Origin of the sequence: Halocynthiibacter namhaensis (genome assembly GCF_000812685.1) — a bacterium.
GTDB classification, from domain to species: domain Bacteria; phylum Pseudomonadota; class Alphaproteobacteria; order Rhodobacterales; family Rhodobacteraceae; genus Halocynthiibacter; species Halocynthiibacter namhaensis.
Window position 1 is genome coordinate 20,280 of the sequence record NZ_JWIF01000067.1, and the last position, 16,080, is coordinate 36,359.

15 protein-coding genes are annotated in these 16,080 nt (G+C 54.5%); 7 read left to right on the forward strand and 8 right to left on the reverse strand.

Going from position 1 to position 16,080, the window contains the following annotated elements:
* Positions 1–28 precede the first annotated feature (28 nt).
* The 3 genes from RJ38_RS14805 (at position 29) to RJ38_RS14815 (ending at position 4,534) form a co-directional block, all read left to right on the forward strand.
* Entirely contained in the window at positions 29–1,111 is a 1,083-nt protein-coding gene (locus tag RJ38_RS14805) for a TRAP transporter substrate-binding protein (RefSeq protein WP_039019660.1), read from the forward strand.
* A 129-nt stretch (positions 1,112–1,240) separates the two neighbouring features.
* Positions 1,241–2,164: a TRAP transporter small permease subunit gene (locus tag RJ38_RS14810; protein ID WP_052245447.1), complete on the forward strand. Its 924-nt coding sequence runs from the start codon at positions 1,241–1,243 to the stop codon at positions 2,162–2,164.
* Positions 2,165–2,179: 15 nt separating this feature from the next.
* Positions 2,180–4,534, forward strand: coding sequence for a TRAP transporter large permease (locus RJ38_RS14815; RefSeq protein ID WP_039019662.1), 2,355 nt, complete (start codon positions 2,180–2,182; stop codon positions 4,532–4,534).
* A gap of 156 nt (positions 4,535–4,690) precedes the next feature.
* Here RJ38_RS14815 and RJ38_RS14820 read toward each other — a convergent pair whose 3' ends face one another.
* From RJ38_RS14820 to RJ38_RS14835, 4 genes are all read right to left on the reverse strand, one after another.
* Entirely contained in the window at positions 4,691–5,155 is a 465-nt protein-coding gene (locus tag RJ38_RS14820; protein ID WP_052245448.1) for a bleomycin resistance protein, read from the reverse strand.
* A 183-nt stretch (positions 5,156–5,338) separates the two neighbouring features.
* Positions 5,339–6,178, reverse strand: a complete 840-nt coding sequence (locus RJ38_RS14825; protein ID WP_039019663.1) for an arginyltransferase — start codon at positions 6,176–6,178, stop codon at positions 5,339–5,341.
* 316 nt (positions 6,179–6,494) lie between these two features.
* Positions 6,495–6,938, reverse strand: a complete 444-nt coding sequence (locus RJ38_RS14830) for a DUF2852 domain-containing protein (RefSeq protein ID WP_039019664.1) — start codon at positions 6,936–6,938, stop codon at positions 6,495–6,497.
* A 108-nt stretch (positions 6,939–7,046) separates the two neighbouring features.
* A complete protein-coding gene (locus RJ38_RS14835; protein WP_039019665.1) occupies positions 7,047–7,517 on the reverse strand; it encodes a YbaK/EbsC family protein in 471 nt (156 codons plus the stop codon).
* A gap of 93 nt (positions 7,518–7,610) precedes the next feature.
* Between RJ38_RS14835 and RJ38_RS14840 the strand changes: the two genes are divergently transcribed.
* Genes RJ38_RS14840 through RJ38_RS14855 form a run of 4 tightly spaced genes read left to right on the forward strand, consistent with a single transcriptional unit; the run spans position 7,611 to position 12,566 of the window.
* Positions 7,611–10,418: a [protein-PII] uridylyltransferase family protein gene (locus RJ38_RS14840; protein WP_039019743.1), complete on the forward strand. Its 2,808-nt coding sequence runs from the start codon at positions 7,611–7,613 to the stop codon at positions 10,416–10,418.
* 18 nt (positions 10,419–10,436) lie between these two features.
* Complete coding sequence (locus RJ38_RS14845; protein ID WP_052245449.1) at positions 10,437–10,736, forward strand: hypothetical protein; 300 nt, start codon at positions 10,437–10,439, stop codon at positions 10,734–10,736.
* 49 nt (positions 10,737–10,785) lie between these two features.
* Entirely contained in the window at positions 10,786–12,009 is a 1,224-nt protein-coding gene (locus RJ38_RS14850) for an RSP_2647 family RNA methyltransferase (protein ID WP_039019667.1), read from the forward strand.
* On the forward strand, positions 12,009–12,566 hold the full coding sequence (locus tag RJ38_RS14855) for an RSP_2648 family PIN domain-containing protein (RefSeq protein ID WP_039019668.1): 558 nt from the start codon (positions 12,009–12,011) through the stop codon (positions 12,564–12,566). The genes RJ38_RS14850 and RJ38_RS14855 overlap by 1 nt, the downstream gene beginning before the upstream one ends.
* Here the strand turns inward: RJ38_RS14855 and RJ38_RS14860 are convergent.
* Genes RJ38_RS14860 through RJ38_RS14870 form a run of 4 tightly spaced genes read right to left on the reverse strand, consistent with a single transcriptional unit; the run spans position 12,557 to position 16,053 of the window.
* Positions 12,557–13,252 carry a M48 family metallopeptidase gene (locus RJ38_RS14860; protein ID WP_039019669.1) on the reverse strand — a complete coding sequence of 232 codons (696 nt, stop codon included), beginning with the start codon at positions 13,250–13,252 and terminating at the stop codon, positions 12,557–12,559. The two genes, RJ38_RS14855 and RJ38_RS14860, sit on opposite strands and share 10 nt — an antisense overlap.
* Positions 13,253–13,291: 39 nt before the next feature.
* Positions 13,292–14,476, reverse strand: a complete 1,185-nt coding sequence (locus tag RJ38_RS14865) for a vWA domain-containing protein (protein WP_039019670.1) — start codon at positions 14,474–14,476, stop codon at positions 13,292–13,294.
* A 3-nt stretch (positions 14,477–14,479) separates the two neighbouring features.
* Complete coding sequence (locus RJ38_RS18950; protein WP_156121888.1) at positions 14,480–14,650, reverse strand: hypothetical protein; 171 nt, start codon at positions 14,648–14,650, stop codon at positions 14,480–14,482.
* Entirely contained in the window at positions 14,650–16,053 is a 1,404-nt protein-coding gene (locus RJ38_RS14870; RefSeq protein ID WP_082005776.1) for a DUF2927 domain-containing protein, read from the reverse strand. Before RJ38_RS14870 ends, RJ38_RS18950 begins: the two co-directional genes overlap by 1 nt.
* Between the last annotated feature and the right edge of the window lie 27 nt (positions 16,054–16,080).

Sequence of the window (16,080 nt, forward strand, 5' to 3'; positions counted from 1 at the left end):
TGGGCGCAATCTAACGGGAGAGACCTTAATGGATCGTCGTTCATTTCTAAGAACATCTGCACTTGGTGGCACTGCTGCTGCTGCTTCTACGCTTGCTGCACCAGCTTACGCGACCGGCAACCGCACATTGACTATGGTAACGGCTTGGGGCCGTGGTCTTGCGGGCGTTTTTGACGCCGCTGAGCACGCTGCGAATTCCATCAATGCAATGTCTGACGGCAGCTTGACTGTTGAAATCAAAGCGGCTGGTGAACTTGTTGGCGCGTTGGAAGTGTTTGATGCTGTGACCTCTGGTCAAGCGGACATGTATCACGCGGCTGATTATTACTTCGTTGGTCAGCACCCTGCATATGCTTACTTCACCGCTGTGCCATTCGGCATGACTGCACAAGAACTGTCCAACTGGTACTACCACGCTGGCGGCATGGAACTGCATGACGAGCTGGGCGAAATCTTTGGCCTGAAATCCTTCTTGGCTGGTAACACTGGCGCGCAAGCGGGTGGTTGGTTCAACAAAGAAATCAACTCTGCAGAAGATTTCCAAGGCCTGAAATTCCGTATGCCTGGTCTTGGCGGCCAAGCGCTGTCCAAATTGGGCGCATCTGTTCAAAACCTTCCAGGTTCTGAAGTGTACCAAGCACTGGCATCCGGCGCGATTGACGGCACCGAATGGATCGGCCCATGGGCTGATGAAAAAGCTGGTTTCCAAGAAATCACCAAAACATACTACACCGCTGGTTTCCACGAGCCAGGCGCAGGTCTGTCCCTTGCAACCAACCGCGACGTCTTTGACGAGCTGTCCCCAGCACATCAGAAAATGATCGAAGTTGCATCTGCAGAAGCAAACCAATGGAACCTTGCTCAGTTCCTTGCGAACAACGGTGAAGCTTTGGTTCGTTTGCAAGCTGGCGGCGTTAAAACGCTGGAATTCCCTGACGCGGTTTGGGATTCAATGGCGACTGCAACGGGTGAAGTTCTTGACCAATACATGGATGACGAGCTGTTCGCAAAAGTGCGCGCATCTGTTGAGACATCCATGGCGGCATCTTCCGGCTGGTTGACAAAATCTGAAGGTACATATCGCGCGCAGCGTGACCGTATCATGGGCTAAGCCTTAAACGGCTGCTTATTTGCTCCGGGCCTGGTGACAGGCCCGGAGTTTTCCAATGTTCGACCTGGATCAACCGGGCAACAAAAGACGCGCGGGCGGGGGCCTGGGCACTGACTGCAGGGGGAAGGTATGCTTGATGGCATTACCTGGTTCGCGACGAACCTCGCCATGGCTTTTTACAATTTAGGCTATGCACTTACACATCCGGGGAGCTGGCTGTCTTGGCTGCCCTATATCAACGATAAAATGCCTGAGCTTGAGGTGAAGCAATCGCTGATGCGCTTTATCTATTATGGCGGCTCGGTTGAGTTTTTCTTCGTAATTTTCACGGGGTTCATCGTGCTGACGGTGATTGGCATCGCGCGCAATGAATTCATGTGGCGTCTGGTGCGCATCACGGAAGGTTTTGCAAATGGCCTTGGTCGGATCGCGGCCTGGGCGGGTCTGATTATGGTGCTGCAGCAGATCATGATTGTCTTCATGCAGCGGATCTTTACGGCATCCACAATCCCTTATTTCTTTGGCGAAGGCATGAACAAAGACGTCAGCTGGTGGGCTGAGATGTTGAAGTTCGAAAACGCCCTGATCGTCACGCTTTGTGCGACATATACCTTTGTTCAAGGCAGCCATGTGCGCGTTGATCTGGTCTATTCCGGCGTGTCTTACCGTACCAAACGCGCGATCGATATGTTCGGCGCGATGGTCTTCATGCTGCCTTCGGCCGTGCTGACCTGGATGTATGGCTGGTATTTCATGTGGCGTCACCTTGTTGTGCCGAAACCATCGGCTTCCGACAGCTTGGATCGTCTGATCACCAAAGCACGCGCCATTCGCTGGAACATTGAAACCATCGGGTTCAGCCCCTCAGGGTTCAACGGCTATTTCATGTTCAAGATCCTTCTGGTGACATTCGCGGGCCTTGTGTTCATTCACGGCTGGTCGTTCTTCTGGCGGTCCTATTTGGAACGTAAAGAAGGCGAAGCAAGCGAGGGCAAGTACCTCGATAAAGACACCCTCGGAGAGGGTGAAGAAGCCTACGAAGGCACGCATTAAGGGCGGATGAGATAGATGTTTTTTGGACTAGATGGCGTAGAAGTCGGCCTGATTATCGTATTCCTCAGCCTGTTTGCCGGGATCCTTTCCGGCTTTCCGGTGGCTTTCGCAATTGGCGGCGCTGGGGTTATTTCCTTTTCAATTATCGCGGGTTTGGACACGTCCGGCCTGCTGATACATGCGGCGGTGGACACAAGTTCTGAGGCCTATAAACAGCTGACGAACTCGGGGCTCCACCCGGACACGATCAGTCTGTTCAGGTATCCTGACTTGCCCACCATCGCGGAACCTGTGTTCACGCGTGGTTGGGAAACGGCGCTGGACCGCAATATTTCCTTTATTGTCAACCGGATGAACGAACGTGTTCTCGCGGGGCAATCCATTGAAACCCTTCTGGCGGTTCTGATGTTTGTGTTGATGGGCATCACGCTGGAACGTTCCAAGATCGCAAATGACTTGCTGACAACAATGGCGAAGGTCTTTGGCCCGTTGCCAGGTGGTTTGGCTGTGGCTGTGGTTGTTGTGGGGGCTTTCTTGGCCGCTTCAACGGGCATTGTGGGCGCAACCGTTGTGACCATGGGCCTTCTGTCCCTGCCAACCATGTTGCGCAATAACTATTCACCTGAACTGGCAACCGGCGTCATCGCGGCGTCGGGCACTTTGGGGCAGATCATTCCGCCATCCATCGTGATTGTGTTGCTGGGCACGCTTGCGGGCGACCTTTATTCCGCCGCACAAGAGGCCCGTGCCCAAGAAGCTGGCTGTTCTGACGCGCTGACATATCTGGGCGAGGCGGCGGTGATTTCCGTGGGCACATTGTTCCAGGCAGCACTGCTTCCGGGTATCCTTTTGGCGATGCTTTATGCGCTTTATGCCTTTGGGTATGCGTTGTTGCGCCCGCATCATGCGCCTGCGGTGCATATTGCTGGATCCGGTGGTGGTGCTTCAACGCGCGCGCATTCCCTGACATGGTTCTTGGCGGTGCCTGTGGGCATCATCGGTTTCGTGGTTGCGGCCAACATGGCGAATTTTGCAGGCACGCAAGCGATTGTTGTTGATAGCTATTCTGACGTTGGTGCAAGCGCATCTTTGCGCACAAATGTGCCAGAGCAATGTCAGGCGTCGATGATCACGCTGCATGGCCAAGAGGCCTGGGACATCGCGGTTTCGGAACAAGCCGATATTGCAGCCGCGGGTGGCACACAGGAATCTGTGGCGCTGACTGCGGATGAAATCGAAGCCTCGCGTCTGCAAAAAATCGCAGACGCCGCGCCAATTGGCACGGGCATCCTGGCCTTTGTTGTGTTGTTCGGTTTGGTTCTGGCCTTTGCCCGCGGTGTTGAATTGCACGGCGATCGCAAACCTCTGATTATCGGCGCGATTGGCCTGTTGGGCATGCTTTTGGTCGATGCGGTGTTTATTACACCTGTGACGACTTCTGGCGCGACCTTCCTTTGGTTGGTCGTTCCTGGCATCTTGGCGATTTATGGCGCGCGCGAAGGGGCGATCATGCTGGGGCGCAATGATCTGATCCGGGTGGTCTTCCCACCGCTGGTTCTGATCATCGCGGTTCTGGGGTCGATCCTTGGCGGCATCACCAACCCAACCCCTGCGGCGGCACTTGGGGCAGGCGGGGCGATCATGCTCGCGGCCTTCCGTAAGCTGCAAGACACTGGTGGCACTGGACGCGGCGTTTTGGTCACAGCCTTTGCGATTGTGATCATGATCCTTGTGGGTGTGAACTTTGACCTCCGCATGGGCCGCGCGGTTGTGCCGACAGAAGATTTCATCGCTTATATCGTTGCAATGGCGGCGTGGATCACGGTGATGTTCGGCCTGCTTTGGGCCTGCTGGGTTCTGTGGCGCGGCGCGGTTCTATCGCCTGTGGTGCGGGAAACTGCGAAAGTCACAAGCATGGTGTTCACCATCTTGATTGGCTCACAGTTGCTGAACCTTGTGGTGATCTCTTTCGGGGGTGAACATTACATCCAGCAATTCCTGAAAAGCTTTGACGATGAATTCACCGTCTTCCTGATCGTGATGCTGGTGTTGTTTGTACTGGGCTTTGTGCTGGATTTCCTTGAGATCATTTACATCGTTATCCCAATTGTCGGGCCTGTGATTTACGGCGGCACGATGGATCCGAAATGGGTCACCATCATGATTGCGGTGAACTTGCAGACCAGCTTCTTGACGCCACCCTTCGGCTTTGCGCTGTTCTATTTGCGCGGTGTTGCTCCAAAAGAAGTTACCACCGGTCACATCTATCGCGGCATCATTCCGTTTGTGTTGATCCAGGTGCTTGGGCTGTGGCTTTTGTGGATGTTCCCATCGGTTGTGACAATCGTGCCGAACCTGATCGGGCATTGATCTAAACCCGCATTTCGAAATCAAAAGCCGCCCTTTGGGGCGGCTTTTTTAATGCTAAGTTCTGAGGGCGGTTGGGATCGCCTATTAGGAAAATTGGCTCGTTTTGGGATGTGCGGGGGACGCGGGAAACCTCTGCCTGTAGGGTGGCGCGAGTGTTTAGCGGTCTGCGACGGGACGTGCCCCAAGGTGTTGCACAAAGCGTAGCAAATAGCCGTCGGGATCCTGAACGAGAAATTCATTTTGACCGTTTTCGTGTGCACCCTCGCGATACCAAGATGCGCGAATCTGGCGATATGGCGTAATTCCCGCTGCAAGCACGCGTGCGTAAATTGACTGAACATCAGGTATCTCGATTTGAAGATTTAGCCCCCGCCCGAATGGCGCTTGTAGCGGGCCGGTTATCCATGCCTGTTTTCTGTCGTCGGATATTGCCTCGAGCATAATCTGCGCGTGCCCCATCTCGAGATAAAGAAATCCATCCTCGGGGCGTCCGAATTTTTCGGTAAACCCGATTAGGTCACAATAGAAAGACCGCGAGCGCGGCAGATCCGTCACGAGCATTTCGGGTACTAGAGTGGACCAATGATCAGGGGGTGTGTGGAACTGGTCATCATGCGTCATGGGCTGGATCTTTCCGTATGTGGGGGGCGCGGCGTTTGTGGAAGTTACCAAGTCTGGCGGTGAACCAGACCTCTGCGCTATGTGGAGACCGGAACATATATCCACAGCGATTTGGGTATGTGTTCCGCATTCGCACCTTGTGACCATGTATGACTTTGGGGGGGCGTTTTAGCTGCCGTTCAACTATGAGATCGGGGGTGTCATGGCGTCGGGCAGGGTCAGTTGGGCGACCTGTTCCGATATGGGATCTGTTGCTAGTGGGTGATGCTGTTTGGTGTTTGTGGCGTCTGAGGCATCCACAGGTGTCCAGGCCCCATTTTGAAAGACCTCAAGCGCCGAGAACTTGGATTTGTAATCCATCTTGGGGCTGCCGGGCACCCAATACCCCAAGTAAACATAGGGCAATCCCGCATTTCGGGCGATTTCGATGTGATCAAGGATTAGCCATGTTCCTGGGCTAAGTTTCTCACGCTCGGGGTCGAAGAAAGAATAGACCATTGAAACGCCATCCTCAAGAACATCGGTCAGGCAGACGGCTTTCAACAGCTGTTCGGTGCCTTCGGGGTCTGTCATGGTGTATTCGATGACGCGCGAGCGGATCGGGGTTTCTTCGATCATTGCGGCGAATTCAAAGATATCCATATCCGCCATGCCGCCATCGGCGTGACGTGTTTCTAGATACAGACGGAACAGATCAAACTGTTCTTCGGTTGCCCAAGGTGCGGTCGCGCGACGGGTCAGATCCGAATTGCGTTTCATGACACGTTTTTGGCTGCGTGATGGGGCAAAGTCAGCCACGCGAATACGAGCAGACATGCAAGCATTGCAATCAGCACAAGATGGTCGGTACAGCACATTTTGGGAACGGCGAAACCCTTGGTGGGACAGTGCATCGTTCAATTGCGTTGCATTCTCACCTTGAAGTGCGGTGAATAACTTCCGTTCAACCCGCCCTTCTAAATAGGGGCAGGGCTGCGGGGCGGTCACATAGAATTGGGGCGCAATAGGTAACGAATGGCGCATATATTCGGTATCTCCCCAAGGGGTGAAATGACTTGCGATCAGACCAAATCGGCATGATCACAACGTGGTTGACGTTTCTTTTCACAGAACGAGTGCCCTAGATCACATTGGGCCCCGACTTTGCCTAGAATAACAACTGGGTGGCCTAAGGCCAAGCCCTTTCAGGAGTAAGGTTAATGCACCAAAATTGGGGGAAGGTATGAAAAAATGGTTAATTGGTGAATGCATCGCCCCACAAAAAGAAAAACCCGCAGGGGAAACTGCAGGTTTGTTGTCGATCTATATCGAGGTATATTCCGTCAAATAGGGAGACGTATTATGCGTCGATGGGGTCGTCTTTTGCCAAGTCAGCTTCACGCCGCGCGGTTTCCTTTGCACGTTTTGAACGGTCGTCGAGAAAGTCGTCGAACTCTGTCTTATCGCGTGCTTCACGCAGACGGATCATGAAGTCTTCAAAGGCGCGTTGTTCGTCTTCAAGCCGTGAGATCGTATCCGCTTTATAGTTGTCAAACGCGCTGTTGCCCGAGCTTGAGAAACCGTGGTGGCGCGGGGCGTGGGCGGAATGGGTGCAAGAACGTGAAAACAAGCGTTTACTCCAAATCATATATGCAAGAAGGGCGAGGCCAACAGGCCAAACAAAGATAAAACCAAGGACCATCGCTGCGATCCAGGCGCCTTTGCCACGTTCATCAAGCCAGTGCGTCGCACGAGAGAACCAGTTGCCTGAGGTGTCTGCGTGATGGGCGGTTGCGGTATGCATTTTGGGTCTCCGTCGTTTGAATAATGTAAATCATGTTTACATACCCAAGATTGGCGTCCTTGCCTGAAATATCAAGAGTTAATGTAAATACTTTTTACATTATTCAAATTATGACGTGAATTCAGATGTTTGAACATTTAGGAAACCGCAAAGATCCATTGGAGGGATCGCAAAAATATGACGCGGGGTGCCTGCAGCGGCCCATACGATGTCAAAGTCCATCAATCGTGAGTCAAAGAAAGTCCTGGGGGCGGTGAGGTGGCCAACGGGGGACACCCCGCCGATGGCAAAGCCTGTCATACGTCGTACTTCCCCTGCGTCGGCACGTATCAAATCCTCACCGGCGAGTTTAGCGGCTTTGGTCGGGTCTACCTGATTGCCGCCTGCGGTGACGAATAGAAACAACCCGCCGGTTTGCGCACCGGCAAAAATGATAGATTTTGCGATTTGATCTATGTCGCATCCCGCCGCAGCTGCGGCCTCGACCGCTGTTCGTGTGCCATCCTGCATTTCTTTGATTTCGACGTTGCAGCCTGCGGCTTCTAAGGCGGCACGCACGCGTTTTAGGCTTTTGCTCATGAAATGATCTCCCTTGTTGCGGCAGAGAAACCGATTGCGGTCGCGATGACAAGTCCGCTTGACCATCGGGGCATTGCACGCGCATTTTTAAGCATGAATTTTACGTCTCAGCTGACCCGCCATCCGATTCCCTTTGATGTTGCCCGAGGGGAGGACGCCTGCGTCTTATTTCCGGACCTCGCACCCGAGTTGCGACCCTTGATCGAGGGTACCGGCGGGTGTTCTCCCTATCTTTTGGGGTTGATGGGGCGCGAACAGGCTTGGTTGTCTGATGCGTTGACCCGTGATCCTGATGCGGTTTTGCAAGAAGAATACGCGCGCCTGCGTCAGGTCCCATATGACCAAATCGCCGATGAATTGCGCCGAGGCAAGCGCCGGGTGGCCTTATTGGCGGGGCTTGCAGATTTGGGCGGGGTCTATGCGCTTGAACAGGTGACCGGCGCGTTGACGGAATTCTCCTATCTCGCAACTGATTTGGCGATGAAAGCGGCTTTGGCGCATGAAATACGCCGCAAAAAGCTGCCTGGTATGACGGATGCGGATCTGGAAACCGGATGTGGCATGGTCGCGCTTTCCATGGGGAAAATGGGCGCGGGCGAGCTGAATTATTCATCGGACATCGACTTGATTTGTGTGTTTGACGAAGATCAATACGCGCCAGATGATTACCATGATGCGCGGGCGTCTTTGATCCGCGCGACGCGTAAAATGGCGGCGACGTTGAATGATTTAACCCATGAGGGATACGTCTTTCGCACGGATTTGCGTCTGCGCCCTGATCCGTCGGTGACGCCGGTTTGTTTGTCGATGGAAGCGGCAGAGCGGTATTACGAGGGCGAGGGCCGCACATGGGAACGCGCCGCCCATATCAAAGCGCATCCTTGCGCGGGGGATTTGGCAGCGGGCGCGCGTTATCTGAAGCGCCTGACGCCTTTTATCTGGCGCAAACATCTGGACTTTGCTGCGATCCAGGATGCCCATGACATGCGTTTGCGTATTCGCGATCACAAAGGTTTGGGCGGGGCGTTTTCGCTGCCTGGGCATAATATGAAACTGGGGCGTGGTGGCATTCGGGAAATCGAATTTTTCACCCAGACCCGACAGATCATTGCCGGCGGGCGGGACCCGGATTTGCGGTCGCGCGAAACTGTGGCGGGGCTGCGGGCGCTGACGCAAAAGGGCTGGGTGCCGCAAGAGGCATCGGATCTGTTCATCGCGAGGTATCGCAGTCACCGCGAGATTGAACACCGTTTGCAGATGATCAACGACGCCCAAACCCATAGTCTGCCGAACTCTGACGAAGGGTTTGCGCGTCTGGCCTGTTTCATGGGCGAAAGCGATGTTGAGGCGTTTAAGGCGCGTCTGACCGCCGAGTTGCTTGACGTGCATAAAGTGGCCGAAGGGTTTTTCGCCCCCGATGGAAGCAAAGCCTGCGATGGCCCTGATCTGTCGGAAAACGAGGCGGAAATTCTGTCGCGCTGGCCTGGGTATCCTGCCTTGCGGACCTCGCGTGCGCAGGAAATATTTGCCCGTGTGCGCCCGGAAATCCTGTCGCGGATGCAAAATGCTGCCGACCCAACCGAAGCCTTGACGCAATTTGACCGTTTCCTGGCCGGGTTGCCCGCTGGGGTTCAGTTGTTTTCCCTGTTTGATGCCAATCCACAGTTGATTGATTTGCTGGTTGATATCTGCGCCACGGCCCCGGCTTTGGCGCAATATTTGTCACAGAATGCCAAGGTCCTGGATGCGGTGATCGGTGGGACGTTCTTTGGCACTTGGCCTGGCATTGATGCGCTTTATGCAGAAATTTCTGAGGCACTTTCCGCTGTCACGGATTACGAAGGTCAGCTGGATCTGGCACGCCGCCTGATGCAGGAATGGCATTTTCGCATTGGGGTGCATCATTTGCGGGGCCTCATCACCGCGACCGAAGCTGGGCGCGAATATGCGGATTTGGCAGAAGCTTTGGTGCGGGCTTTGTGGCCGCTGGTGGTTGCGGAATTCTCGCGCAAACATGGGGTGCCACCTGGAACAGAACAGGGTGGCGGGGCATCTGTTATTGCGATGGGATCCCTTGGCGCACAGGGGCTTAACGCCAGATCAGACCTTGATTTACTGGTGATCTATGACGCTAAAGGCATTGATGACAGCGCGGGCAATGCGGCAGGAAAACGTGCCCTCGCCACGCGCCCTTATTATGCGCGCCTGACCCAATCCTTTATCACAGCCCTGACCGCGCCCATGGCTGAGGGCCGCTTGTACGAAGTCGATATGCGGCTGCGTCCATCCGGGCGGTCTGGCCCAGTGGCCACGTCGATTGATGCCTTTGAGGCCTATCAACGCGAGGAAGCCTGGACTTGGGAACATATGGCTTTGACGCGGGCGCGGGTGATTGCGGGCAATGGGGATTTAGGCGTGCGGATTGAAACGTTCCGCAAGGATCTAATCGACGGCCACGGCATGGGGACACAGGTGCTTCAGGATGTGGCGGACATGCGGGCGCGGCTTGCCGATGCCTATCCGCCACGTGCGGGGTGGAACTTAAAGCGCGGTGCGGGGGGATTGCAAGATATTGAACTTTTGGCGCAGCTTTTGACCCTTGGCAGCCATTCCAACGCCCGGGGCACGGATGCACAGATCGCAGATGCCGGTGATCTTCTGCATATGGGGGAGGTGGATGACCTGCGCCAAGCACGGAATTTGATCTGGAACCTGCGTATGGCGGAACGTTTGCTGACCGCCGGGGCGTTGAATGAGGATGAAATCGGCGAAGGCGGGCGTAAATTCCTGCTGTCATCATGTGAAAGTGTCGGTATTGACGCCCTGAAGTCGCAGGTGGAAACGCATAAAAAGCAAGTGGCTGCGATTTTTGACCGAATTCTGGGCATTCAAGTGCCGTAAAACGGTAAGGAAATGATGATGGCTGATCTCGTGCCTGATTTGACGAAAATCGACCCTAAGGGCTTGTTTACAGACGTGTATTCCATGGATGGAATCACGCTTGAGGAATGCCGATCTGTTTTCTTGGATTGGGCAATCAGCGGCAAGGATGACGTCGATGAAACCCAAGCCCTTGCGGATCTACATGCGCATTTCGCAACGCCCAGCCCGGATCACCCGATGAGCTCTGTTTTACGTGACGCGGTGATGGGCGCACAAAATAAAGGTCGGCGTCGTGGGGGCGCGCGGGGGCGTCCACGGCCAGATTACGAGACATAAGGCAATTCCAGGGCTTTCGGGCGCTGACGAAACGCACTAAGAGGGGGATATGACATCTTCTTCTTTCTCCGTTACGGACCCCGCTGATCGCCCGGTTATTCGCATGAAACCCAAAATGGACACGCGCCGCATTCGCTTTGGTGCGCCTTGGGTCTGGGCCAATGAACTTGTGCTTGACCGCCGCAGTAAAAATCTGGCCCCTGGAACAATCGCCACGCTTGAGGATGCAGAACGCACACCTCTGGGCACGGTTGCTGTTAACACGGGTTCCAAAATTGCCGCCCGCATGTTGGATCGCAATGCTGAAACCCGCATTGATGCCGCGTGGTTTGTGACTCGTGTGCAGCGTGCTTTGGCTCTGCGCGAAAACATCTATGACGCGCCATTTTACCGCCTGATCCACGCCGAGGCCGATGGCTTTCCTGGCGTTGTTGCCGACCGTTTTGGCGACACGATTGTTGTGCAACCCAACGCGGCCTGGGCCGAAATGCATTTTGACATGTTGAAAGACGCTTTGGCGGCGATCGATGGTGTTAAGAATATCGTGAAAAATGCCGCTGGACGCGCCCGTGCAACGGAAGGTCTGGATGACGTTTCTGGCGTCGTCTTGGGCGAAGTCACGGGGTTGATCCCTGTGGAAATGAACAGCGCGACTTATATGGCGGACCTTTTGGGTGGTCAGAAAACCGGTTTGTTCTTTGACCAACGCGATAACCATGCCTTTGGCGCGCGTGTGTCAAAAGACGCGACTGTTTTGGACGTGTTTTCGCATGTTGGCGGGTTTGGTCTTGCGGCCCTTGCTGCGGGCGCGAAATCTGCGACCTGCATTGATGGGTCCGCTCCGGCGCTTGAGCTGGCTGAAAAGGGTGCTGCGGCAATGAACGCCTCTGATCGTCTTGTAACACGTAAGGGTGATGCCTTTGATGTTATGGAAGAAATGGTCGCAGATGGCGTCAAGTTTGACGTTGTGATCTGTGATCCGCCTGCTTTTGCACCGTCTAAGCCAGCGCTTGAAAAGGGTCTCCGAGCGTATGAACGTGTCGCACGTTTGGCGGCGCAATTGGTCGCACCTGGCGGATATATGGGCTTGTGTTCTTGTTCGCATTCCGCGGATGCAACACGTTTTCGCGAAGCTTGTGATCGTGGTGTTGGCAAGGCTGGGCGTCAGGCGCAATTGTTGCACACGGGGTCCGCTGGACCTGATCATCCGCAGCATCCATCATTGGCCGAAAGCGGTTATCTCAAGGCGATGTTCTGGCGTTTGGACGGCTGATGCGTGCCATGCTTGACGCCTGCGTGCTTTACCCAACGGTGATGCGCGAAGTGTTGATCGGGGCGGCAGATCAGGGAATGTATCAACCCCGGTGGTCTGCCCGCATCTTGGAAGAATGGGCGCGGGCTGCGGCCCGTGTTGCGCCTGCCAGTGAACCTATTGCGCGGGGCGAAATTGCCCTGTTGCGCGCGGCATGGCCTGGGTGCGAAGCCTTTGTGGATCAGGGCCGCATGGCGCGGTATTGGTTGCCGGATAAGAACGACATTCATGTTTTGGCTGCTGCTGCTGAATCCTCATGCGACTTGATTATCACTATGAATGCAAAGGATTTTCCCCAACGTATTTTGGCGGAGGAAGGCCTGAGCAGACAAGACCCTGACGGGTTCGTTGTCAGCCTGTTTCATGCAAACCCTGAGCTCATGCACGCGATTGCCATGCGTATTCACGCGAAGGCCGAAGAGCTGTCGGGTCAGCCTTGGGACATCCGTAAACTATACAAAAAAGCCCGTATGCCCCGGTTTGGCAAAGCTGTGTCGGCCTACATCGATCAGCTTTGATCCACGCGCGACCAGCGGTTTTCCAAAGCCTCAAGTGCCGCGATACGTTCCGTGGTTTTGGGATGACTGAGAAGCCACGCAGGCGCTGTGCCAGCGTTGGAATTGGTCAGCGCTTCCAGTTTTGAAAACAGCGACTTTTGCGGCGCGACCCCAATGCCCGATTTGTGCAACAAGGCGGCGGCCCAAGCGTCGGCTTCATATTCGTCATTGCGGGACAGACGCGCCATAAGCAGCGACATGACCATGCTTGCGATCCATGGGCCGATGAAGGGGATGAAGCGGTTAAAGACCATAGCCAGGGCTGTGCGCATCGCATTTTGCCCCGAGAAATCGATCATCCGACGGCGGGAATGGCCAAGGGCGACATGACCCAATTCATGGGCGATCACGCTGGACATTTCTTTAGCAGTGACATCGCCTTGTTTGAACTTATTGTAAAATCCACGGGTGATGAAAATGCGCCCATCCGGCGCCGCCAACCCGTTCACCGGATCGATTTCATAGATAAAGACAGGAATGCGGGGTAGGTCCAATGCCTGGGCCATCTTGCGCGTCAAAGTTTCCAGATCTGCATCATCTAATCGCGTGGATTGTTCATCCAACTGGCGATGGGTTCGCCGCACAGAAAAACGATACATGAAGATGCCATAAAGCAGCGCAAGCAGAATTGGGGTAAAACGGATCATGCGTTGAATATGGGGTGGGTTCGGGTCAGGTGCAAGCGCTCAACGCGACAGTTCTTTCATGCCGCTTTCGATGCCCTTTAAGGTCATAGGGACCATACGATCCTCAAAGATCTCCTGGATCATGCGAATGGATTGGGTATAGCGCCATTGGTTTTCCGGGATCGGATTGATCCACAGGTTGGATTTCCATTGCTCACGCGCACGTTCAAGCCAGATTTGGCCGGGTTCTTCGTTCCAATGTTCGTTGGCACCACCACGATAGGCGATCTCATAGGGCGACATTGAGGCGTCCCCCACAAAGATGCATTTGTAATCCGCGCCATAGGTGCGCAACACTTCATGGGTCGGCATTTGTGCGCCCCAGCGGCGTGCGTTGTCGCGCCACACCCCTTCATAAAGGCAGTTGTGGAAATAGAAATATTCGAGATGTTTGAATTCATTGCGCGCCGCCGAGAACAGCTCTTCCACCACTTTTATATAGGGATCCATCGATCCACCAATATCAAAGAACATCAACACTTTAGCAGCATTACGACGTTCCGGGCGGGTGACCACATCGAGGTATCCATTTTCGGCGGTCGCCCGGATTGTACCGTCCAAATCCAGTTCATCCGCAGCCCCATCGCGCGCCCATTTGCGCAGGCGTTTCATCGCGACTTTGATGTTGCGGGTGCCCAATTCGACACTGTCATCAAGGTTCTTAAAGTCGCGCTTGTCCCAGACCTTCACCGCGCGTTGGTGGCGGCTTTCGTTCTGCCCAATGCGTACGCCTTCGGGGTTGTAGCCATAGGCACCAAAGGGCGATGTGCCCGCTGTGCCGATCCATTTGTTGCCGCCCTGATGACGCCCTTCTTGTTCTTTCAGGCGTTCTTTCAGGGTCTCCATCAGCTTATCAAAGCCACCAAGAGCTTCGATTTCGGCCTTTTCTTCAGCGCTTAGGTGTTTTTCAGCTAGTTTTTCAAGCCAGTCACCGGGGATGTCCACGGCCTCCATCACTTGATCAAGGGTGATGTTTTCAATGCCCGAAAAACTGGCGGAAAACGCACGGTCAAAACGGTCAAGGTGGCGTTCATCTTTTACCATGATGGTTCGGGCCAGATAGTAAAACCCTTCAGGATCATAGATCGTCAAGCCAGCCTTCATGCCCTCAAGAAAGCTAAGATATTCGCGCAGAGAAACAGGAACGCCTTCGTCACGCAGCTTGTCAAAGAAGGGCAGAAACATGGTTTACATCAATCCCATACGTTCGATGAAGACGGTGGTCAGCAGGCCCAGGATCATGCCCACAACCCCAAAGATGCCCGCAAGCCAAATTTTGTCAATACGTGCGCCGTTCAGACGTGTTGCGCGGCGCGTGCCGAGGAAGGCTCCGATAAGCCCAAAACCAAAGATAAACATCAAATTTCTCCGTCTTCTGCGCGGGGCGGTGGCAAGGATGCAATCCGGCCTAAGCGCTTGTTGATTTTTGCAATGTCGCCAATGCCATAACGCGCCCAGCCGATGGCTGTTTGGCGTGTGTTTTGTGCCTCTGTCAAGCGTCCTTCATATTCAAAGGCTTGGGCTTTCAGCATCAAAAGTGACGACAAGACGATTGCGTTCTGTGCCTTTTCTATGATGGGAAGCGCGCCGTCAATCAGGCGAATGGCATCTGATGTGTTTCCGGATTTTAATGCCGCGAATGCCAAGCGATGTGAGACATGGGCAGACTGCAATTGGGTGCCTGGAATCTGCTGGTAAATCTTACCCGCCTGCAACAATGCATTGATTGAAAGCTGCGCATCTTGCCCGGCATTTAGGCGCCCTTGCACATAATAGCTAAGTGCTGACAGTTGGGGGGGCAAACCACTGTTCTGTGATATTGCAATTGCATTTTGGGCGGCATGCTGACGCTTTGAAGTGGACGCGTTTGAATATAGAACCGTTTCGATGGCGTTTTGCCAGACCGCGGGGGAAACTGTCGCGATCGGACGCCCAGCGTTGAAACTGCCCTCAGGGTTTATGCGTTCAAGGATTGCAGGCAAGCGCGCTGCGACCTCAGTACGTGTCATGCCCGAACGCAGGGCAGGGTCATAGGTGATGCGCAGCATCAACATATCAAAACGGGTAAGCACCACGTGGAAATTATCATCGTTGAACACACTGTCTTGCAGGCGCCACAGGTCGTTCACTGGGCCAAGCGCTTGGGCCAGTTCTTCGTGCAGGCAGTCACGAATATCTTGGGGGGCACTGGTATCCGGCACGAAGATCGCAATGTTTTCACGTATGACCATATCCGTCCACGAACGAATGTCAGATCGCCGTTGGCTTCGATATTCATGCCAACTGTTCACATTGGGAACGACAACACATGCGGCTGAAGGCAGGATGCGGCGAATGTCAGACGGGCGTACGAATTCGATTGTGATATTGGCGGGTTGCGTAGCGGGCACCTGGGCCAAAGTGATACCGGACTCGCGTCGGATACGGGCCAGAAGCCTGCTGAGGTCATGCTGTGCTGTGGCGGTCAGATTTCCCGTCGCACGCAGGCTGATCGGCCCTTCAAAACGCGTCATGACGGGCAGGGCTGCCCCGTTCTCTAGCTGAAAACTGAGGTCCAGAAAATCTTGGGCCAGGCTGCGATTGGATCGGGTGGGACCATGTTGTGGTGGTGACGTGAACTGCCGCATTGCCGGCAGGTCCCCCCCGGTCGCCGGGATGTGATCAGGGGGCATCGTGGAGGAAACACATCCCGCACCAAGCCCCGCGATCATACAAGCCGCTGATATACTTCTGGTAATGCGAAGATAGGTCGAAAGCGGCATGTGTGTCCTGTTGAATTCAGAGAGCGG